General features: G+C 71.5%; 19 protein-coding genes, 2 pseudogenes and 1 riboswitch. Of the genes and pseudogenes, 10 read left to right on the forward strand and 11 right to left on the reverse strand.

The window, feature by feature from the left end:
* The first annotated feature begins 32 nt into the window (after window positions 1–32).
* From ALI22I_RS31600 to ALI22I_RS31610, 3 genes are read left to right on the forward strand one after another with little or no spacing between them, the layout of a single operon-like run.
* Window positions 33–899: a RecB family exonuclease gene (locus ALI22I_RS31600; protein WP_077009154.1), complete on the forward strand. Its 867-nt coding sequence runs from the start codon at window positions 33–35 to the stop codon at window positions 897–899.
* Window positions 900–913: 14 nt separating this feature from the next.
* On the forward strand, window positions 914–1,687 hold the full coding sequence (locus ALI22I_RS31605) for a thioesterase family protein (RefSeq protein WP_077009354.1): 774 nt from the start codon (window positions 914–916) through the stop codon (window positions 1,685–1,687).
* Between the two features lie 38 nt (window positions 1,688–1,725).
* Window positions 1,726–2,358 (forward strand): phosphoribosyltransferase, encoded by a 633-nt coding sequence (locus tag ALI22I_RS31610; protein ID WP_238598676.1) that lies wholly within the window; start codon window positions 1,726–1,728, stop codon window positions 2,356–2,358.
* A gap of 6 nt (window positions 2,359–2,364) precedes the next feature.
* Here ALI22I_RS31610 and ALI22I_RS31615 read toward each other — a convergent pair whose 3' ends face one another.
* From ALI22I_RS31615 to ALI22I_RS31625, 3 genes are all read right to left on the reverse strand, one after another.
* The gene (locus tag ALI22I_RS31615) at window positions 2,365–2,652 is read right to left on the reverse strand and encodes an antibiotic biosynthesis monooxygenase family protein (RefSeq protein WP_077009155.1); all 288 of its coding nucleotides are present in this window, start codon (window positions 2,650–2,652) and stop codon (window positions 2,365–2,367) included.
* The gene (locus ALI22I_RS31620; RefSeq protein ID WP_033434999.1) at window positions 2,649–2,912 is read right to left on the reverse strand and encodes a phosphoribosyl-ATP diphosphatase; all 264 of its coding nucleotides are present in this window, start codon (window positions 2,910–2,912) and stop codon (window positions 2,649–2,651) included. Before ALI22I_RS31620 ends, ALI22I_RS31615 begins: the two co-directional genes overlap by 4 nt.
* Window positions 2,913–3,037: 125 nt before the next feature.
* A complete protein-coding gene (locus ALI22I_RS31625; RefSeq protein ID WP_077009156.1) occupies window positions 3,038–3,475 on the reverse strand; it encodes a GNAT family N-acetyltransferase in 438 nt (145 codons plus the stop codon).
* Between the two features lie 83 nt (window positions 3,476–3,558).
* On the opposite strand from ALI22I_RS31625, the gene ALI22I_RS31630 reads away from it, so the two are divergent.
* Window positions 3,559–4,734: a GNAT family N-acetyltransferase gene (locus tag ALI22I_RS31630; protein WP_077009157.1), complete on the forward strand. Its 1,176-nt coding sequence runs from the start codon at window positions 3,559–3,561 to the stop codon at window positions 4,732–4,734.
* Between the two features lie 311 nt (window positions 4,735–5,045).
* On the opposite strand, the gene ALI22I_RS31635 is transcribed toward ALI22I_RS31630, so the two are convergent.
* The gene (locus ALI22I_RS31635) at window positions 5,046–5,753 is read right to left on the reverse strand and encodes a LysE family translocator (RefSeq protein WP_077009158.1); all 708 of its coding nucleotides are present in this window, start codon (window positions 5,751–5,753) and stop codon (window positions 5,046–5,048) included.
* A gap of 18 nt (window positions 5,754–5,771) precedes the next feature.
* Between ALI22I_RS31635 and ALI22I_RS31640 the strand changes: the two genes are divergently transcribed.
* From ALI22I_RS31640 to ALI22I_RS31650, 3 genes are all read left to right on the forward strand, one after another.
* Window positions 5,772–6,428: a (2Fe-2S)-binding protein gene (locus tag ALI22I_RS31640; protein WP_077009159.1), complete on the forward strand. Its 657-nt coding sequence runs from the start codon at window positions 5,772–5,774 to the stop codon at window positions 6,426–6,428.
* A gap of 61 nt (window positions 6,429–6,489) precedes the next feature.
* Window positions 6,490–6,665, forward strand: a riboswitch (cobalamin riboswitch).
* A 31-nt stretch (window positions 6,666–6,696) separates the two neighbouring features.
* Window positions 6,697–6,900: a CbtB-domain containing protein gene (locus ALI22I_RS31645; RefSeq protein ID WP_077009356.1), complete on the forward strand. Its 204-nt coding sequence runs from the start codon at window positions 6,697–6,699 to the stop codon at window positions 6,898–6,900.
* Between the two features lie 11 nt (window positions 6,901–6,911).
* Complete coding sequence (locus tag ALI22I_RS31650; protein WP_238598677.1) at window positions 6,912–7,661, forward strand: CbtA family protein; 750 nt, start codon at window positions 6,912–6,914, stop codon at window positions 7,659–7,661.
* Here the strand turns inward: ALI22I_RS31650 and ALI22I_RS31655 are convergent.
* Both ALI22I_RS31655 and ALI22I_RS31660 read right to left on the reverse strand, forming a co-directional pair.
* The gene (locus ALI22I_RS31655) at window positions 7,650–8,312 is read right to left on the reverse strand and encodes an HAD family hydrolase (RefSeq protein WP_077009161.1); all 663 of its coding nucleotides are present in this window, start codon (window positions 8,310–8,312) and stop codon (window positions 7,650–7,652) included. The genes ALI22I_RS31650 and ALI22I_RS31655 overlap by 12 nt on opposite strands.
* A gap of 19 nt (window positions 8,313–8,331) precedes the next feature.
* A pseudogene (locus tag ALI22I_RS31660) lies at window positions 8,332–10,724 on the reverse strand (dihydropteroate synthase).
* Window positions 10,725–10,843: 119 nt separating this feature from the next.
* On the opposite strand from ALI22I_RS31660, the gene ALI22I_RS31665 reads away from it, so the two are divergent.
* Together ALI22I_RS31665 and ALI22I_RS31670 are read left to right on the forward strand one after the other, a co-directional pair.
* A complete protein-coding gene (locus ALI22I_RS31665) occupies window positions 10,844–11,740 on the forward strand; it encodes a PAC2 family protein (RefSeq protein WP_077009162.1) in 897 nt (298 codons plus the stop codon).
* A 99-nt stretch (window positions 11,741–11,839) separates the two neighbouring features.
* Complete coding sequence (locus ALI22I_RS31670; protein WP_077009163.1) at window positions 11,840–13,003, forward strand: MFS transporter; 1,164 nt, start codon at window positions 11,840–11,842, stop codon at window positions 13,001–13,003.
* Window positions 13,004–13,036: 33 nt separating this feature from the next.
* Here ALI22I_RS31670 and ALI22I_RS31675 read toward each other — a convergent pair whose 3' ends face one another.
* Window positions 13,037–13,627, reverse strand: a complete 591-nt coding sequence (locus ALI22I_RS31675; RefSeq protein WP_077009164.1) for a TetR/AcrR family transcriptional regulator — start codon at window positions 13,625–13,627, stop codon at window positions 13,037–13,039.
* Window positions 13,628–13,686: 59 nt separating this feature from the next.
* Here ALI22I_RS31675 and ALI22I_RS31680 point away from each other — a divergent pair, with 59 nt between their 5' ends.
* Complete coding sequence (locus tag ALI22I_RS31680) at window positions 13,687–14,844, forward strand: MFS transporter (protein ID WP_077009165.1); 1,158 nt, start codon at window positions 13,687–13,689, stop codon at window positions 14,842–14,844.
* A 22-nt stretch (window positions 14,845–14,866) separates the two neighbouring features.
* On the opposite strand, the gene ALI22I_RS55720 is transcribed toward ALI22I_RS31680, so the two are convergent.
* The 4 genes and pseudogenes from ALI22I_RS55720 to ALI22I_RS31700 form a co-directional block, all read right to left on the reverse strand.
* On the reverse strand, window positions 14,867–15,481 hold the full coding sequence (locus ALI22I_RS55720) for an MFS transporter (protein WP_083752161.1): 615 nt from the start codon (window positions 15,479–15,481) through the stop codon (window positions 14,867–14,869).
* A pseudogene (locus ALI22I_RS31690) lies at window positions 15,424–15,885 on the reverse strand (MFS transporter); the annotation flags it as partial. The pseudogene ALI22I_RS31690 and the gene ALI22I_RS55720, both read right to left, overlap by 58 nt.
* Before the next feature lie 7 nt (window positions 15,886–15,892).
* Window positions 15,893–17,485 carry an ABC transporter permease gene (locus ALI22I_RS31695; RefSeq protein WP_077009168.1) on the reverse strand — a complete coding sequence of 531 codons (1,593 nt, stop codon included), beginning with the start codon at window positions 17,483–17,485 and terminating at the stop codon, window positions 15,893–15,895.
* Window positions 17,482–18,399: an ABC transporter ATP-binding protein gene (locus ALI22I_RS31700; protein ID WP_077009169.1), complete on the reverse strand. Its 918-nt coding sequence runs from the start codon at window positions 18,397–18,399 to the stop codon at window positions 17,482–17,484. The genes ALI22I_RS31695 and ALI22I_RS31700 overlap by 4 nt, the downstream gene beginning before the upstream one ends.
* Window positions 18,400–18,467: the final 68 nt, after the last annotated feature.

Consider the following 18,467-nt stretch of genomic DNA (forward strand, 5'->3'; position numbering starts at 1 on the left):
TCTTGTCGGGGTGGTGGCCTATCGTTTCGGCCATGGCAGTGCCGACGATCACCGAGCGCCCTGTTCGCAGGCCCGCGCTGTCGCCCTCGCGCGCGGGCGACTTCAAGCAGTGCCCGCTGCTCTACCGCTTCCGCGCCGTCGACCGGCTGCCCGAGAAGCCGACCAGAGCGCAGGTGCGCGGCACGGTGGTGCACGCGGTGCTGGAGGACCTGTTCGGGCTGCCCGCCGCCGAGCGGGTGCCGGAGACGGCGCGGGCGCTGGTGGGTCCGGCGTGGGAGCGGGTGCGGGCGGAGCGGCCGGAGTTCGCGGAGCTGTTCGCCGAGGGCGACCCGGAGCAGGAGGAGTGGCTGGCCTCGGCGGAGGGCCTGCTGGACGGCTACTTCGGCTTGGAGGACCCGCGCCGGTTCGACGCGGACGCCCGCGAGCTGCTGGTGGAGTGGGAGCTGCCGTCGGGTGTGCTGCTGCGCGGGTACATCGACCGCGTGGACGTGGCGCCGACCGGCGAGATCCGGGTGGTCGACTACAAGACGGGTGCCGCGCCGCGCGAGGTCGGCGAGGCCAAGGCGTTGTTCCAGATGAAGTTCTACGCGCTGGTGCTGTGGCGGCTGCGCGGCGAGGTGCCGCGCCAGCTGCGGCTGATGTACCTGGCCGACCGGCAGGCGTTGGCCTACCAGCCGGACGAGGCGGAGCTGACCCGGTTCGAGCGCACGCTGGAGGCGATCTGGGACGCCATCCTGCGCGCGGCGAAGTCCGGCGACTTCCGGCCCAGCCCGAGCAGGCTGTGCGACTACTGCGACCACAAGGCGCTGTGCCCGGCGTTCGACGGCACGCCGCCGCCGTACCCGGGCTGGCCGGAGCCGGACGCGGGGGTGGAGACCGTGTTGGACCGAGCCGATTGATGGAGCGCCGACCGATGGATGCGTTCTACGAGCGGCTCGACGAGGACCGGTTCGCCTCCACCGGGCACACCTCCGGGCCGTGGAACAGCGAGAGCCAGCACCTGGGGCCGCCGTCGGCGCTGCTGGTGCGGGCGTTGGAGCGGTGCGCGCCGCGGCCGGAGATGCTGCTGTCGCGGGTGGTGTTCGAGGTGCTGGGTCCGGTGCCGGTGGCGGAGCTGACCGTGACGGCGTCGGTGGAGCGACCGGGGCGTTCAGTGGAGCTGCTGACGGCGGAGTTGGCGCACGACGGCCGTCCGGTGCTGCGGGCCCGTGCATGGCGGATCGTCGTCGGTGACACGGCGGCGGTGGCGTCCGGCACGGGTGAGCCACCGGCGTCGCCGCTGGGTTGTGCGCCGATGGTCATCCCTGAGCACTGGCAGGGCGGCTACCTGAACGCGATGGAGTGGCGGTCGGTCAGCGGCAGCATCTTCACGCCCGGTGACGCCGTGGTGTGGGCTCGGGCGGCGGTGCGCGTGGTGGCGGGTGAGGAGCCGAGCGCGACGCAGCGCCTGTTCACCGTGGCGGACTCGGCGAGCGGCGTGTCCAGCCGGTTGGACATCCGCACGTGGTACTCGATCAACACCGACCTTACCGTGCACCTGCACCGCGAGCCGGTCGGCGAGTGGTTCGCGCTGGAGGCTCAGACCGTGATCGGGCCGTCCGGCGTCGGCATGGCGACCAGCGTGCTGCACGACGAGCGCGGGCCGGTGGGGCGGAGCGCGCAGTCGCTGTTCGTGCGGGAGCGCTGAGCCCTGCCATCCGCGCATTAAGCGCGCACCATGGAGGCGTGAGGTTCGCGGACCGCTACGACGCCGGTCGGGTGCTCGCCCGAGCGCTGGTCGGCGAGTCGTGGACCGCTCCCCTGGTGCTCGGCCTCGCCCGCGGCGGGGTGCCGGTGGCGTCCGAGGTGGCCTCGGCGTTGCACGGTGAGCTGGGCGTGGCCGTCGCGCGCAAGATCGGCGCACCCGGCCACCCGGAGTTCGGCATCGGCGCGGTCACCGCCGAAGGCGACCCGATCTTCGACGAAGAGGCCCTGCTCACCCTCGGCCTCACCCGCGCCGACCTCGCCGAACGGTGCGAAACCGAACGGCGCGAGGCCCGGCGGCGGCTGGAGCTGTACCGCAACGGCCCGGTGCTGCTCGCGGGCCGTGACGTGCTGGTCGTGGACGACGGCCTGGCCACCGGCGTCACCGCCCGGGCCGCGCTGCGTGAAGCCCGCGGCCACGACCCGCGCCGCCTGGTGCTGGCGGTGCCGGTGGGCGCGGCGGAATCGGTGCGAGCACTGACCGCCGACGCCGACCTGGTGGTGTGCCCGCACCCGCGAACCGATTTCCGCGCGGTCGGCCGGTTCTACCGGCACTTCGACCAGACCACGGACGACGAGGTCATCAAGCTGCTGCACCAACACCGCGACCACTGACGACACTCAGACCGCGCGGTAGTGCTCGACGGTCGGGAACGGGTCGTAGAAGTGGTGCAGCAGCGCCTTCCAGCGCGGGTACAGCGGTCCCTGTCGGAAGCCGACCGTGTGGTCCTCCAGCCGTTCCCAACCGACCAGCAGCAGGTACCGGGACGGCCGCTCGACCGAACGCCGCAGGTCCAGCGAGACGAACCCGGGTGACTGCGCGATGACCTCGCGTGCCTCCTCGAACGCCCGCTCGAAGTCCGCCTCCAGACCGGGGCGGACGTCGAGTGTGGCGGCTTCCAGGATCACAGGTGCTTGTACACGTCTTCCAAGGTCAGCCCGCGTCCGAGCATCAGCACCTGCACGCGGTACAGCAGCTGGGAGACCTCTTCGGCCAGGCGCTCGTCGGACTCGTGCTCCGCGGCGATCCAGACCTCGCCCGCCTCCTCCAGCACCTTCTTGCCCTGCGCATGCACCCCGGCCTCCAGAGCCGCGGCGGTGGCAGAGCCCTCAGGGCGGGTGCGTGCGCGTTCGCTCAGCTCGGCGAACAGCTCGTCGAAGGTCTTCACGGGATCTGATCCTCCCATCCCCCGAACGGCCGCAGGCAAGCAGACCCCCGGTCAGCCCGACACCGCTCGCGCGACGCGAACCCGCGCACGCAGACCGACCGCCTGCACCACCACGGACGCGAACACTAGATCCCGTACTGCGGGCTGGTGAAGGGCCACGCCTCGGCGATCCACTTCGGCACGAACGCGTCCAGCGCGCGCTCCAGGTCCGTGTCCACGTACTCGTCCACGACCCACCACGAGATCCGCGCGTCGTCGGCAGGGTCGATGTAGACGCACCCCAACAGTTCGGTCTCGTCCGCGTTGAACAGGGCGTAGTTGAACGACTTGTGCGCATCCTGCTCGCGCTCGTGCCGGGCCAGGTCGACGCGGTCGTCCTCGTGGGTCATGTCGGCGGGCGGCCAACCCCACTTCTCGCCGTACTGCGCCCACAGCCGCTCCCGTGAACCCATCACGGCCGGGTAGTCGATGTCCACATCGGACTCGCGGATGGGCCGCAGGTGGTGGTCGGCGTCGAGCGGGACGTGCGTCGGGTGGGCGAAGTCAGCGGGGAGCCACAGCATGCGCGGGATTCTGCGGTGGCGCGGGCCGGACCGCCACCGAAAATCCGATGGCGCGACGTGGGACGCATCGGGACACTGCCCCGATGACCGATGGGCTGGTGCTGCGGACAGCGCGCCCGGAAGACCTGGACCAGATCGGCGCGCTGCTGGCCGACCGCGGTGAGCCGGAGGACGCGATCGGCCACCGCCTGGTGGTCGAGGACCCGGACGCGGGCTGGGAGGCGTGCGCGGTCGTCGTGGACGGCGACAAGGTCGTGTCCACCGCAACGCTGCTGGACGAGACGCTGGTGCTGAACGGGCTGGAGATCCCGGCGAGCCAGGTCGAACTGGTCGCGACCGACCGTGCTCATGAGGGACGCGGGCTGGTGCGCGCTTTGATGGACTGGGCGCACGAACGCTCCGCCGCACGCGGTCAGCTGGTGAACGTGATGCTCGGCATCCCGTACTTCTACCGCCAGTTCGGCTACACGTACGCGATCCCGATCTCCGCCACCCGGCCGGTCACGAGCCGGCCCGACAGCGCAGGTCACACCCTGCGTGAGGCCACCGTGGACGACATCCCGACGATGGCCCGCCTCCAGGACGCCGAGCAGGCGCACGCCGACCTGCGGATGCCGCACTCCCCCGGCCTGTGGCGGTGGCTGGTGGCGCGGGACGGCAGCACGGAATGGCTGGTGGAGCGCGACGGCGTGCCGGTAGCCACCGGTCGCACCACCCCGCCGGACGAGGGCGTGCGGCTGTGCGAGGTGGCGGCGGTGGACGAGGCCGCGGCGCACGCGCTGCTGGCGTTGACCGAGGCCACCGAGATGAACGAACGGCCGGGCACGGTCGCGGGTGAGGCGTTGGAGCCGTTCCTGGGGCCCGCGCCGGAGGAGGCCAACTCGTACTACGTGCGGATCGGCGACCCGATCGCGCTGCTGGAGCACCTGCGGCCGGTGTTCGGCCGGCGCTTGGCGGACGGTGGTTTCGCCGACCAGGAGGGCGAGGCGGTGGTCTCGTTCTACCGCTCGCACGTGCGGCTGCCGTTCAAGGCGGGCGAGGTCGGCCCGATCGTGCCGGGCGGCACCATGCAGGCGCCGGGCGCGGCGGGCGGCGCGGGCGTGGCGCCGGACATGCTGGCATCACTGCTGTTCGGCCCTCACGGCCTCAAAGGCCTGACCGCCCGGTTCCCGGACGTCTACCCCGGCCCGAACGCCGAACTGATGCAGACCCTGTTCCCGCCGGTGCGCGGTGACCTGATGACGTTCTACATGCCTTGAGCCTGTACTCGGGACTACCGGCCCGCCGCTCGCACATCCTGTCGAATCGGTCAGATAAAGACAAAGACCTAGTCATGGGGATGGTTTCGAACCAAAGCGCGGACATCAGATCAAAACCTCGCGAAGAAAGATTCTCCCGATGGACGCCCCTCGGCGTGCAGCATGGCGTCTCGAACCCGCTCCTACCGCTCGGGCGAACTCGCGTCGAGTTCATGGACGGACAGCCCCGGCATTGAAGAGGTGTGGCTGGAGTTTCTTGCGGAGTTGCACTGCGTCGACTAATCCGTGTTTCATCAGATCATCTACATCCTTTAGGGCGCGAATTCGACGCCCATCACAACGCCGACGAGCACGAGCAGCACGCCGGCGGCGGTGAGGGCGCGGCGGTAGCCGGTGTCTCCGAGGTGGCGGCGGCCGCGTGCGACGAGCAGGGCGATCACGACCTTGCCGCCGACCAGGGTCAGGTAGAACCCGATCAGGAACGCCGTGCCCGCGACGGCCGACGCACGCCACGCGGTGATGGTCAGCGGGCCCAGGGCTGTCGCCCACGCGATCCACGGGTGGGGGCTGAGCAGGTTCACCAGGACTGCTCGGCGCAGCGCGAGGGCGAGGGCACCGGAATTGTCGGACCCCGTCGGTAGAATTGAATTCAGGGTTCCCCTGGGCGGCGACCCCTGCGAAGCACGGCCTTCGGCCTGTTCGTGCGGCGAGTGCCGGCCGTCGGCACTGCCACCGCTCAGCGACGCCGACCGCGCCTCCCGGACGGTCTGCACGCCGCTCCACACCACGAACGCCCCGCCCACGACGCCGAGCACACCCAGCGCCCGCACGGGCAGGCGGTCCAGCAGGAGCAGGGTCGCCGCGACCACCACGGCGTCGGACAGCAGCGGTGCGCAGGCGGTCAGGGCGCCGGCTCTCCAGCCCGAGCGCAACGCCGACGTCACCACCAGCACCAACAGCGGGCCGGGGCTGATGCTGGCGGCCAGGCCGAGGGCCAGTCCCAACCCCAGTGCGTCCACGGCGGCAGACTAGGCCACGTGTCCGAGTTCGCCCGAGTCCTGGCCACCCTGCGGCAGATCCGCGGCCTCAGCCCGTTCTTCGCCCTGGACGTCGGCCGGCCCGACGGCAGCTGGCACGACGGCGAGGAGCTGCTGGACGGCCCCGCCCTGCCCGACGCGCTCGACCGGATCGCCGCCCGGTACCGCACGTCCGAACGACGTGTCGCCGCGTCGCTGTTCTTCCTGAGCTACACCGCGCGCCTGCTCAGCCCGGTCGTCGCCGCACGTGCGGTCGACGGGGTCGCGCCGGACGTGCGGCCGGGCAACCTGTGGTGGCGGTACGTCCCGGAAGGCCTCCAGGTCCGTCTCAAGGACCCGCTCCAAGGCGTGGACATCGCCGAGTCGCTGGAGCCGGTGGTGGAGGCGGTGCACGCGATCACGCCGGTGGCGCGCGGCCTGCTGTGGGGGAACGCGGCGTCGTCCATGGCGGGCGCGCTGCGCACGATCAGCCGCAGCGGGATGGCGACGGACTGCGTCGCGCTGGGTGAGGAGCTGTTCGCCGGCCCGCCGCTGAAGGGCACCGGCGAGTTCATCCCGTTCCCCGGCGAGGTCGTGTTCCGGCGGCGCAGCTGCTGCCTGTACTACCGCCTCGACGGCGGCGGCACCTGCGGCGACTGCCCACTGCCGGCCCGCTGACCCCGTGGCGTGACGAAGACGACAACTCGTCTGGTCGGTTGTGCCGGCCCACGATCCACATCTACGGTTCGGGCGCCGCAGTGGACGGGAAGCCGGTGTGAATCCGGCGCGGTCCTCGCCACTGTGACCGGGGAGCCAACCCGCCGAGAACGTCACTGGTCGCGTGGAGCGGCTGGGAAGACGCGGGGACGGTGTCGATCCGGGAGTCAGGAGACCGGCTGCGGCGCGATGTTTTGTTGACCTTCCACGAGGTATGGAGGAGGCCGTCATGACGAGCCCCGCGCACTCCCCTGCAGTTTCCGACAACTGGGTCATTCCCATCCCCAAATGGGCCTATGCCGTCGCACTGGTCGCGTTGACCGTGACGTGGCTGGTGCTCCAGGAGAACGGCATCGCGCTCGGCCACGCCGCCGAGACCGTGCACGAGTTCTTCCACGACGGGCGCCACGCGCTCGGCGTCCCGTGCCACTAGGCGCAGCCAGGATGCCAACCAACACCGACATGCCCACCTACAAGGGGCTACTGCTGCGCGGTGTCGGCGCGGGCGCGGTGTCCGGGCTGTTCGCGGGCCTGGTCGGCGTGCTCGTGGTCGAGGCGCCGATCCGGGCGGCGCTGGCCGTCGAAGCCGCACGGCCGACCGAAGCCGCTGGTCACGAGCACGGCGAGTTGTTCAGCCGCGGCACGCAGGTGGTCGGCGGTGTGCTCGCCGCGGTGGTGGTGGGCATCGCCGTCGGCGCGTTGTTCGCCACCGCTTACGCCGGGTCGCGGCGCTGGTTCACGTCCAAGGCGCCGTTCGTCCGGGCGGTGACGCTGTCGGCCGCGGTGTTCGGCGCGGCGGCGCTGCTGCCCGCGGTGAAGTACCCGGCCAACCCGCCGGCGGTGGGTGATCCGGACACGGTGGAGTACCGGACGGTGCTCTACCTGGGGTTGATCGCGGCCGGGTTGCTGGTCGCGTTCGGCGCGAGTTACCTGGCCTCCCGGTTGGGCCACCTGTCCCAACCGGTCCGCTCCACCGCCGTGGCGTTGGCCGTGGTGGCGGCGGTGGTCGTGCTGCTGGTGGCGTTCCCGGCCACCCCGGACGCGGTCCCGGCGGACATGCCGGGCAGTGTGCTGTGGGACTTCCGGTTGGCCTCACTCGCCGAGACGGCCACCCTGTGGCTCGGCCTCGGCGTGGGGTTCGGCCTCCTGGTGGATCCAGCCGTGCGCAAGGTTCGGCAGGTGTCAGCGGTCTAGCAGTTGGGCGAGTGTCGCGCGGTCTACACCCACAAGGGACTCGCGGAACACGCGGCGCTCGCCCTCGCCGACCGGCACGTCGCACGGAACCACTAGAACCGTGCACCCGGCGGCCACGGCGGAGGCTGTGCCGGTCGACGAGTCCTCTACCGCGACGCAGCGGGTCGGGTCGACGCCGAGGAGCCGGGCGGCTTTCAGGTACGGCTCGGGCAGTGGCTTGTTGAGGCCGTCGACCTCGTCACCGCACACCGTGACGTCGAACAGGTCCCGTCCGATGGTGTCCAGCGCGACCTCGGTCAGCCGCCGCTCGGTCGAGGTGACCAGGGCCATCGGCACGCCGGAGTCCCGCACCGCGCGCAGCGCCTCGGCCGCGCCCGGCCGCCACGGCAGTCCCGCGCGGAACAGCTCCTCGGTGCGCCTGCTGATCCACGCCGCGCCGTCCACGAGGTCCTCGTCGGTCGGCTCGACGCCCGCCTCGGCGAACAGCAGCCCCATGGTGCGGGCCGTGCTGGAGCCCACCAGTGCCTGCCTGGTCTCGTGCGACAGCGTGCCGCCCAGTTTCTCCACGAACTCGTTGAGCGGGATGTCCCACAGCTTCTCCGAGTCCAGCAGCGTGCCGTCCATGTCCCACAGCACAGCCTCGACCGTCATCTACTACGTCCCCCAGTGATCACGCGTTGAAGTACTTCGCTTCCGGGTGGTGCGCCACGAACGCGTCCGTCGACTGCTCGGGGTGCAGCTGCAACTCCTCGGACAGCTCCACCACGTCCACCTCGCCCGCCTCGCGGGGCCGCCAGAAGTCGGCCAGGCACAGCCGCCGGTCGCGCTTCTGCCTCGGGAACGTGAACCTGGTCCGTTCCGGCGCGTCCACCTGCGGCTCGCTGAGGATCACCAGGTCGTCACCCTCGGACACGCACGGGAAGTAGCCGTAGACGACGGCCGCGTGCGCCAGCACGCCCTCGGTGGCGAGCCGGTCCAGCCAGTAGCGCAGCCGGGGCCTGCCCTCGGTCTCCACCAGCTCTTCGTAGGTGGGTCCGTTGCCGCGTGAGCCCTTCAGACCCCACTGGCCCATGAACGTGGCGCGCTCGTCGAGCATCGCCGAGTACTCGGCCACCGGCACGCCCTTGACCACCCTGGTGCCCCAGAACGGCGGCGTCGGGATCGGCACGTCCACCGCCACGTCCGAACGGCCGGCGGCGGGTTCCTCCGCGCGTGCAGCGTTGCGTTCGGCGGCGATGCGCAACGACCGCTCGCGGCGCGTCTTGCGTTCGGCGGCCTTCCGTTCGGCCTCCGGGTCGATCGCCGGCGTCTCGCCGCGTTTGGCGGCCATGATCGCGTCCATCAGCCGCAGGCCTTCGAACGCGTCACGGGCGTACCGGACCTCGCCCAGGTACAGCTCGCTGAGGTCGTTTTCGACGTATGCCCTGGTCAGCGCCGCGCCGCCGAGGAGGACCGGCCACCGTGCGGCGACGCCGCGCGCGTTCATCTCCTCCAGGTTCTCTTTCATGATCACCATGGATTTGACCAGCAGGCCGGACATGCCGATGGCAGCGCCGCGTCCAGGTCGGCTTCCAGGCCGTTGCGCTCACCGTCCACGATCCGCCGCTCCAGCCGTGCGAACAGCGGCAGCGCGGCCAACTCCTCGGCGCGGGAAGCCCTGCTGGACGACGTGCTGACGCCCTCGAACAGCTCCATCAGCCGCTGGAGCGGGTCATACCCGTCACGGCGGCGGTCGTAGACCAGGTCCAGCGCCACGGCGCGCTGCTCGTCCGGGATGCGGGCCATCGGGACGATCTCGGAGGCGTGCACGATCGCGGTGTCCAGCCCGGCCTGCACGCACTCGTGCAGGAACACCGAGTTGAGCACCTGGCGTGCGGCCGGGTTGAGGCCGAACGAGACGTTGGAGATGCCCAGCGTCGCCTGCACGTCCGGGTAGCGGCGCTTGAGCTCGCGGATCGCCTCGATGGTCTCGACGGCGTCGCGGCGCACCTCCTCCTGGCCCGTGGAGATGGGGAAGGTGAGCGTGTCGATGATGATGTCGCTGGTCCGGACGCCCCAGTTGGCGGTCAGGTCCTCGACCAGGCGGGTCGCCACGCGGACCTTCCACTCGGCGGTGCGGGCCTGGCCCTCCTCGTCGATGCACAGGCCGACGACCGCCGCGCCGTGCTCGCGGACCAGCCGCATGATCCGCTGGAACCGGGAGTCCGGGCCGTCGCCGTCCTCGTAGTTCACCGAGTTCACCGCGCAGCGCCCGCCCAGGCACTCCAGCCCGGCCCGCAGCACGTCCGGCTCGGTCGAGTCGAGCATGATCGGCAACGTCGAGGCGGTGGCCAGCCGGCCTGCGAGCGCGCGCATGTCCGCCACGCCGTCACGGCCGACGTAGTCGACGTTGAGGTCGAGCAGGTGCGCGCCGTCGCGGGTCTGGTCGCGGGCGATCTCGACGCAGTCCTGGTAGCGGCCGGCCAGCATGGCCTCGCGGAACGCCTTCGAGCCGTCGGCGTTGGTGCGTTCGCCGACCATCAGCACCGACGCGTCCTGCCGGAACGGAACGGCCTGGTAGAGCGACGACACGCCGGGCTCGGGACGCGGGCGGCGGGGCGTGGGCCCCCGCTTGGCGCCGGTGATGGCGGCCTTGGTCTGGAGCAGGTCCTGGGACGTCTCCACGATCACCGCGTCCACGCCGCCGTCGAGCAGGCCCTTCACCTGTTCGACGTAAGCGTCACGGAGAGTGGCGAACGGGACGTGGCCGAGGGTGGGCAGTTTGGTGCCGGGTCCGACCGAGCCGAGCACGAACCTGCCGCCGAACTCGTCGGCCGTTTCGCGCGCGAGTTCGGCACCCCGACGTGACAGCTCGAAGATCTTGTCCTCGATGCCGTACTCCGCGAGGTTGGCCAGGTTCGCCCCGAACGTGTTGGTCTCCACGGCGTCCGCGCCGGCTTCGAGGTAGCCGCGGTGCACCTGCCGGACGACATCGGGCCTGGTCACGTTCAGGATCTCGTTGCACCCCTCGTGACCTGCGAAGTCGTCGAGAGTCAGGTCGGCGGACTGGAGCATGGTGCCCATCGCGCCGTCCGCGACGACCACGCGGTCGGCGAGCGCGCCCAGGAAAGGGGGCGTGACACGATCCGACATGCGCCAAGCCTACGGCGTCGGGTGTGCGGCGGTGGTCGTAGTCTGACGCCGTGACCGATCCGGACGAGGCCGCCCAGACCCCTTTCGACCCCAGCAAACCGCTCACCAATCCGATCATGGTGGCGGCGTTCGAGGGGTGGAACGATGCTGGCGACGCCGCCAGCACGGCGATCGAGCACCTGCAACTCACGTGGGATGCGACGCCGCTGGTGGAGATCGATCCGGACGATTATTACGACTTCCAGGTGACCCGCCCCACAGTCCGCATGGTGGACGGCGTCACCCGACGGGTTGAATTTCCGACCACCCGGCTGTCGGTCTGCCGCCCGCCGGGGTCGTCCACCGACGTGGTGCTGGTGCACGGCATCGAGCCGAACATGCGCTGGCGGAAGTTCGCCGCCGAACTGCTGGGCCACATTGAGGACCTGGGCGTGACCACCGTGGTCACGCTGGGTGCGCTGCTGATGGACACCCCCCACACCCGGCCGGTGCCGGTGACCGGTACGGCGTACGACGAGGCGGCGGCGGCGAAGTACGGGCTGGAGCGGTCCCGCTACGAGGGGCCTACCGGCATCGTCGGCGTGTTCCAGGACCTGTGCGTGCAGGCCGGGGTGCCGGCCATCTCGTTCTGGGCCGCCGTGCCGCACTACGTGTCGCAACCGCCCTCGCCGAAGGCGACCCTGGCCCTGCTGCACCGGGTGGAAGAGGTGCTGGACGTCGAGGTGCCGCTGGGCGCGCTGCCCGAGCAGGCCGAGGAGTGGGAGCGCACGGTCAGCGAGATGGCCGATGAGGACGAGGACGTGCGCAACTACGTGCGTGCGCTGGAGGAGCGCGGCGACGCGGAGATCCAGATCACCGAAGCCAGCGGTGACGCCATCGCCGCCGAGTTCGAGCGATACCTGCGGCGACGCGGCCGCGGACCGGGGCGCGGACCGACCGGCATGTGACCCGCCCCGACCGGCCGGCGGGACGCAACGGCTACGCAGGGGTCCTCGCCAAGGGGACCCCTGCTTTTACCCTGCCGGAGAGGGCCGACAATTTCGCTGGTGAGGCCGGCGCCTGTGGACGAGTCCCGCTCCCGAGTTCGGTTGGCCGCGCTGTACGCGGGCGGGTTTCTGGGGCCGTTTGGCGGCGCGATGACATCGTCCGTGTTGCCTGAGGTCGGTGCCGGGTTCGGGGTTTCGGCGGGGGTGGCGGCGGGGACGTTGACCGGGTACATGGTGCCGTTTGCGCTGCTCATGGTGGTGTCGGGCACGTTCGGTGAGCGGTGGGGGGCGCGGCGAACGGTTCGGGTCGCGTATGGCGTTTATGTCGTGGCGTCGGTGTTGTGTGCGGTGGCGTGGTCGTTTCCGGTGTTGATGGGTGGGCGGGCGCTTCAGGGGGCGGCGAATGCGTTCACCAGCCCCCTGCTGTTGGCGGCGATTGCGGCGGTGACGCCGAAGGCTCGATTGGGGCGGGCGTTGGGGGTGTTCGCGTCGATGCAGTCGGCCGGGCACACGTCGGCGCCGCTGCTGGCGGGGTTGGCGGCGGAGGCGTCGTGGCGGTGGGCGTTTGTCGGCGCGGCGGTGGTGGCCGGGGCGTTGGCGGTGGTGGGGTTGCCTGCCGACCCGCCGCGCGGCGGTGAACGGCCGCGGCTGCGCAGCGCGTGGGAGCGCCGGACGTTGCGGGTGGCGGCGGTCGGGTTTGTGGCCTGGGGGTGTCTGGGCGGGTTGTCGTTCCTGGTGGCGCTGAGGTTGGGCGACTCGTTCGGGCTCGGAGCCGGGCAGCGGGGGCTGGTGTTGACCGGGTTCGGGCTGGTCGGGATCTTCACCGCGCGGCTCACCGGGTGGGCGATCGACCGGTTCGGGGCACAGCGGTCGGTGTTGTCCGGTGCGGTGGTCGGCGGGGTGTTGCTCGTCGGCGTCGGGCTGCTGCCGTCGGTGGTGGCGGTGGCGGCGCTGTGGGCGGCGGCCGGTGCGTTCAGCCAGGCGGTGATCGTGGGGCTGAACGCCCTGGTGCTGTCCGCGGAGGGCGGTAACCGGGGTGGGTCGGTGTCGGTGGTGCAGTCGTTGCGGTTCCTGGGCGCCGCGGTGTCGCCGGTGGCGTTCGTGCCGCTGTACCACCTGGACCCGGTGAGCGCGTTCCTCGTGCCGGCCGGGTTGGTGCTGGTCGTGCCGCCCGTCCTGCTGTTCCACCGCGACCGGTCACGCACGGTCGGCACGCACCGCTGAACGTGCCCGCATCAGGCCTCCCAGCCGGACCGGTCAAATCCCGGCACTGGTGAGGGAGCCGATGATCAGGCGTGCGGTGTTGCGAGCCAGTGGCAGGGGATCGGCGGGAGCGCCTCGGAGAAGGCTGCTGAGCGCCCCGTTGTAGAGCAGCAACAGCATCGACGCCACGGTGGCCGGGTCGGTGCACCGGGCTTCCTGGGCCAGCTGGGCGAGCCGTTCGGTCACCAGCCGTGTGTCCTGGCGGATCAGCTCGAACACCGGGTCGGCGCGATCGTCTTCCGGGGTGGGCCGTTCGGAGGCGGTGGCCAGGAAGCAGCACCACTGGGTCGGGCCGGCCTCGGCGCGGAAGGTCTCGACGGCGTCGAAGATCGCCAGCAGGCGTTCGTCCGGGGAGTCCGCGCCGGCGATCGCCGCGTCCCAGTGCGCGGTCCACGCCTCCAGTCGGCGGGACAGCACCTCGCGCAGGAGGTTGTCCTTACCGCCGAAGTGCTTGTAGAGCGTCACGACCGCCACTCCGGCTGAGGCGGCGACCTGGTCCACACCGGTGACCGCGATGCCTTCCTGGAAGAACAGCGCCTCGGCGGCGTCCAGGATGCGCTTCCTGGTGTGTTGGGGAGAGGCCACACCTGGAGTGTAACGTTCGTTATGCCAAAACGATCGTTATGCCGAATCGAGGTGGTGGGATGGTGGCGACGACCGCGGACCAGCGGCGCGGGTCCGGCTTGGGGGCGGCGGTGGCGGGGATGCTGCTGACCGCCGCCACTTACGGGATGGCCCGGTTCGGGGTCGGCCTGTTCGCTCCGCGGCTGGGTGCGCAGCGCCCGGACCTGACCGACGTCCTCGGCTGGGCCGCGGCTGCGCAGTTCACCTCCTACGCCCTGGCCGGCGCGGTGGCCGCCAGGTTGGTCGACCGGCGCCCTCGCACCGGACTGGTCCTCGCCGGCGCCACCTCGACCGCGGGGTGTCTGGGGGTGGCGGTGGCCTCGGATCCGGTGGTGTTCGTGGTCGCGGTCTTCATCGGCGGGATGGGGGGCGGATTCGCTTCTCCTGCGCTGGTTCCGGTCATCGATGCGGTGGTGGCGCGCCGCGCGACCGCGACGGCTCAGTCCGTGGTGAACTCGGGAACGGCCGTGGGCGTGATCGGTGCCGGCGTGGTGGCCTCGGTCGCCGCTTCGACCGGCCCGGCATGGGCGTTCATGGCACTGGTGTGCGCGGTGACCGCGGTGGCGGCTTGGTATCCCGTGCGAGCACGCACCGATCTGGCTGCCCCCACGACGGAGCCGTCGTCGGGGTCGTGGCGTCTTCTCGTCGTGCCGGGTGTGGCAGCGGTGGTCGCCGGCGCCGGGTCGGCCCTGATCTGGACGTTCGGGCCCTTGTTGGCCACCGAGTCCGGTTCCGTGAGCGCCGACCGGGTGGGGTGGCTGTGGATCGCCCTGGGTGTGGGAGGAATGCTCGGAGCGCTCACGGGAGTGGTGGTCGAGCGGTGGGGACGACGAGGTGGATGGGTGCTTTGTGCCGGTGTCCTGGCGCTGGCCGGCGCCGGGCTGGCCTGGTCCGTGGTCGCGGTCAGCGCCTGGGCGGCCTACGCCGGCATGGCGTTCTTCGGTGCCGGGTACATGGGCCTGTCCGGTGTGCTCGTCCTGTGGGCCCGGCAGGTCTGGCCCGACGCCACGGGAGCGGGCACCTCGGTGCTGTTCATCGCGCTGGCCATCGGACAAGCTCTCGGCTCCGCCGGTTTCGGGATCATCCGGGACGCCGTGAGCCCGGGACCCCTGGCACTGCTGGCCGCTGGCTTGTGCGTCCTGGGCGGTCTCGTCGCGTTGATCAGAACATCGCGTTGATCAGAGGTGACCCGGCTCGACCTCACCGTGCTCGACGGCTGAGCAGCGGCCTCGCGTCGACGGTCGCCAACACCAGCACGCCGGCCGCGAGGTAGAGCGCGGCCTGGGCGTTGAGCAGCACGGACAGGCCGAGAACGGGCGTGAGGACGCCGGCCAGCACCATGCCGAGCGCCTGACCGCCGTCGGAGAGGCTGACGAACGTCGCGATCACCCGGCCGCGCACCTCGTCGGCCGTGTGCAGCTGGAGCACCGACATCATCCCGGCACCCGCGATCACGCCCGGCACGCCCACCACCACGAACGCGGCCACGTAGAACACCATCGCGGTGGTCACGTACGGGCCGTTCCAGCCGAGCGCGGCGACCACGCCGAAGCTCAGCACCGCCACGCCCAGGAGCCTGCCGGGCGCGAGTTTGCGGGCCAGCACGCCGACCAGCAGACCGCCGAGCAACCCGCCGACCGCCTGGACACCGCGCAGCAGCCCGACCTCGGCCGCACCACCGCCGAGCCGTTCGGCCACGAACACCACGAACAGCACCACGAACAGGCCTGGCTCATCGCCATCAGCCCGACCGCGGCCACCATCGGCCGCAGCGGACCCCGGATCTCGCGCAGGCCGTCCAGCCAGGCCCGCCACGCGGGTTTGCCCGCCTCACGCGCCGAATCCCTGGTGCCGAGCGTGGCCAGCAGGGCCGCCGCCAGCAGGAACGACACCACGTCGGCCAGCACCACGCCCGGCAGCCCGGCGTAGCCGAGGATCAGCCCGCCCAGCGACGCGCCGACCAGCCGGGCCAGGTTGCTGCTCAACCCGACCAGACCGTTGGCCGCCGGCACCTGCTCACGCGGCACGAGCGTCGGCAGCAACGCGTTCTTGGCGGGCTCGAACAACGCGGCCAACCCCACCTGCACCGCCGCCACCACGTTCAGCAGCACGAGGTCGCCGGTCAGCAGCGGCAGCAGGGTGACCGCCTGCGCGAGGCTGACCAGCAGCATCAGCTTCCGCCGGTCCCACCGGTCGGCCAGCACCCCGGCCAGCGGGATCTGGAGGTCAGCCGACGTCCCGCCGGCGGAGCCCGGCGAACCCGACCGCCACCAACCCCGCCGCGACCAGCGTCAACCACAGCAATGGAGCCGCGGTGACGTCCGCGCCCGGAACCTTCGGGATGTGCGTGAACGGCGACAGATCCATCGCCCACTGGTCGAGCTGGAGCAGCGGCCCGAGCTGGCCGAGCACCAGGAACACCACGATCACCGCCCAGCTCGCCGACGACAGCTTCGGCACCAGCGCGAACAGCACCAGCGCGAGGCCCGCGACCACCCACACCGCCGGCACGTGCGTCAACGCCGCGCCCACCAGCCGGACGACCTGCCCGCCGACGTCGCCGACCCGCACGCCGTGCACCACGCCCGCGCCCACACCGGCCGCGGCCAGCACGACCGCCGTGCCGACGGTGGCGAACAGCAGGTGGCTGCCGACCCACGCGAACCGGCTGACCGGCGTGGCCAGCACCGGCTCGGCGCGGAACTCGGTCTCCTCGGTGCGCAGCCGCAACGTCGCCTGCACCACGTAGATGGCGCTGAACAGGGCGATGATGCCGACGATCGACGCCAGGTAGACGTCCACGATCGCGCCCGCGCCGCCCATCTGCGAGATGATCTTCTCCAGCGCCGGGTTGCCGTTCAGCATCTCCTCGACGCCGCCCGCGACCGACCCGTAGACGACGCCGAGCACCAGCAGGCTGAGCGTCCAGCCGATCAACATCCCCCGCTGCAACCGCCAGGCCAGGCCGAACGCGCTGCTCAACGAGCCGGGCGCGCGGGCCGGGCCGAGCCGGGTCGGCAGCAGCCCACCGCCGATGTCCCGCTTGGTCACCAGCGTCGAGGCGGCCACCAGCAGCACCGCGAACAACGCCACCGGCAGCAGCAGCACCCAGTACCGGTCGCCCGCGAACGCCCTGGCCTGCTGGAACCACCCCAGCGGCGACAGCCAGCCCAGCCAGGTCGGACCCTCGTCACCCGCCGCGTCGCCGACGGCGCGCAGCAGGTAGGCGACGCCGAGCACGGCGCCGGAGATCGAGTTCGCGGTGCGAGCGCTCTCGGACAGCTGGGCGCTCACCGCGCCGACGCCGGTGAACACCCAGCCGACAGACGCGAACGCGAGGCCGAACGCGAACGACCCTGCCGCCGACTGACCCATGCCCGTCAGGCCCAGCGCGACGAGCAGGCCGATCACCGTGCTGGCCAACAGCGCCACCACCACGGCCGCGGCCAGCGGCGCGTGCCGGGAGACGACGGCCGAGCCGATCAGCTCCAGCCGGCCGCTCTCCTCCTCCGCCCTGGTGTGCCGGGTGACCAGGAACATGCTCATCAGGCCGACCAGCAGCGAGCCGAACACACCCCACCGCCAGGCCAGCACGCCGCCGATGGTCGACGCGTCGTACAACGGGCCGAGCATCGCCAGGAACGCCGGGTTGGCGCCCGCCGTCGCGGTCAACTGCTGCCGTGCCTCGGCCCCGCCGTACAGCTGTTCCATGGACGACGCGGTGGACAGGGTGATGCCGACCAGGCCGATGATCCAGACCGCGAGCAGCAGCCGGTCGCGCCGCAGGGCCAGGCGCACCAACGAGCCGAGCCCGGTCACGACGACATCGCCTCCTTGGCCCCTCCGGCCGGCACCTCGTCCTCGTAGTGGCGCAGGAACAGCTCCTCCAGCGTGGGCGGCTGGCTGGTCAACGTGCGGACACCGCTGCCGACCAACGCGCGCAGCGCGGTGTCCAGGTGGTCGGTGTCCACCTCGAACTTCACCCGCCGTCCCGCCACTTCCAGGTCGTGCACCCCGGGCAGGCCGGCCAGGCCGTTGGGCGCGCCGACCAGCTCGGCGGAGACGCTGGTGCGGGTGAGGTGGCGCAGGTCGCCCAGCGTGCCGGTCTCGACCGTGCGGCCGTTGCGGATGATGCTGACCCGGTCGCACAGCGCCTCGACCTCGGCCAGGATGTGGCTGGACAGCAGCACCGTCCGCTTGCCGCGCAACTCGTTGACCGCCTCCTGGAACACCGCCTCCATCAGCGGGTCCAGCCCGGAGGTCGGCTCGTCCAGGATCAGCAGTTCCACGTCCGAGGCGAGCGCCGCGACCAGGGCCACCTTCTGCCGGTTGCCCTTGGAGTAGGCGCGGCCCTTCTTGCGCGGGTCCAGCTCGAAGCGCTCCAGCAGCTCGGCCCGACGCTGCTCGTTCAGGCCGCCGCGCAGCCTGCCCAGCAGGTCGATCACCTCGCCGCCGGTCAGGTTCGGCCACAGGCTCACGTCCCCCGGCACGTAGGCCAGCCTGCGGTGCAGTGCGGCGGTGTCGCGCCACGGATCGCCGCCCAGCAGCGACGCGGAGCCCGCGTCGGCGCGCAGCAGACCCAGCAGGACGCGGATGGTGGTCGACTTGCCCGACCCGTTGGGGCCGAGGAAGCCGTGCACCTCCCCCTCGCGGACGGTCAGCTCCAGACCGTCCAGTGCGCGCGTCGGGCCGAACGTCTTGACCAGGCCCGACACAGATATCGCAGCAGTCATGAGCGGTAAGCTACAGTCATTTCAGAAATTCGTGAAGTTAAGGAAGCGTATAAACTGCCCGCCGTTCG

This window comes from Saccharothrix sp. ALI-22-I (assembly GCF_001984175.1).
Classification (GTDB): Bacteria; Actinomycetota; Actinomycetes; order Mycobacteriales; family Pseudonocardiaceae; genus Actinosynnema.

Bases quoted from the DNA above. Each gene is read 5' to 3' on its own strand.
- ALI22I_RS31630 (WP_077009157.1), top strand. From the start codon at position 3,559: ATGACCGATGGGCTGGTGCTGCGGACAGCGCGCCCGGAAGACCTGGAC.
- ALI22I_RS31625 (WP_077009156.1), bottom strand. From the start codon at position 3,475: ATGCTGTGGCTCCCCGCTGACTTCGCCCACCCGACGCACGTCCCGCTC.
- ALI22I_RS31650 (WP_238598677.1), top strand. From the start codon at position 6,912: ATGCCAACCAACACCGACATGCCCACCTACAAGGGGCTACTGCTGCGC.
- ALI22I_RS31700 (WP_077009169.1), bottom strand. From the start codon at position 18,399: ATGACTGCTGCGATATCTGTGTCGGGCCTGGTCAAGACGTTCGGCCCG.
- ALI22I_RS31645 (WP_077009356.1), top strand. From the start codon at position 6,697: ATGACGAGCCCCGCGCACTCCCCTGCAGTTTCCGACAACTGGGTCATT.
- ALI22I_RS31680 (WP_077009165.1), top strand. From the start codon at position 13,687: ATGGTGGCGACGACCGCGGACCAGCGGCGCGGGTCCGGCTTGGGGGCG.
- ALI22I_RS31600 (WP_077009154.1), top strand. From the start codon at position 33: ATGGCAGTGCCGACGATCACCGAGCGCCCTGTTCGCAGGCCCGCGCTG.
- ALI22I_RS31655 (WP_077009161.1), bottom strand. From the start codon at position 8,312: ATGACGGTCGAGGCTGTGCTGTGGGACATGGACGGCACGCTGCTGGAC.
- ALI22I_RS31605 (WP_077009354.1), top strand. From the start codon at position 914: ATGGATGCGTTCTACGAGCGGCTCGACGAGGACCGGTTCGCCTCCACC.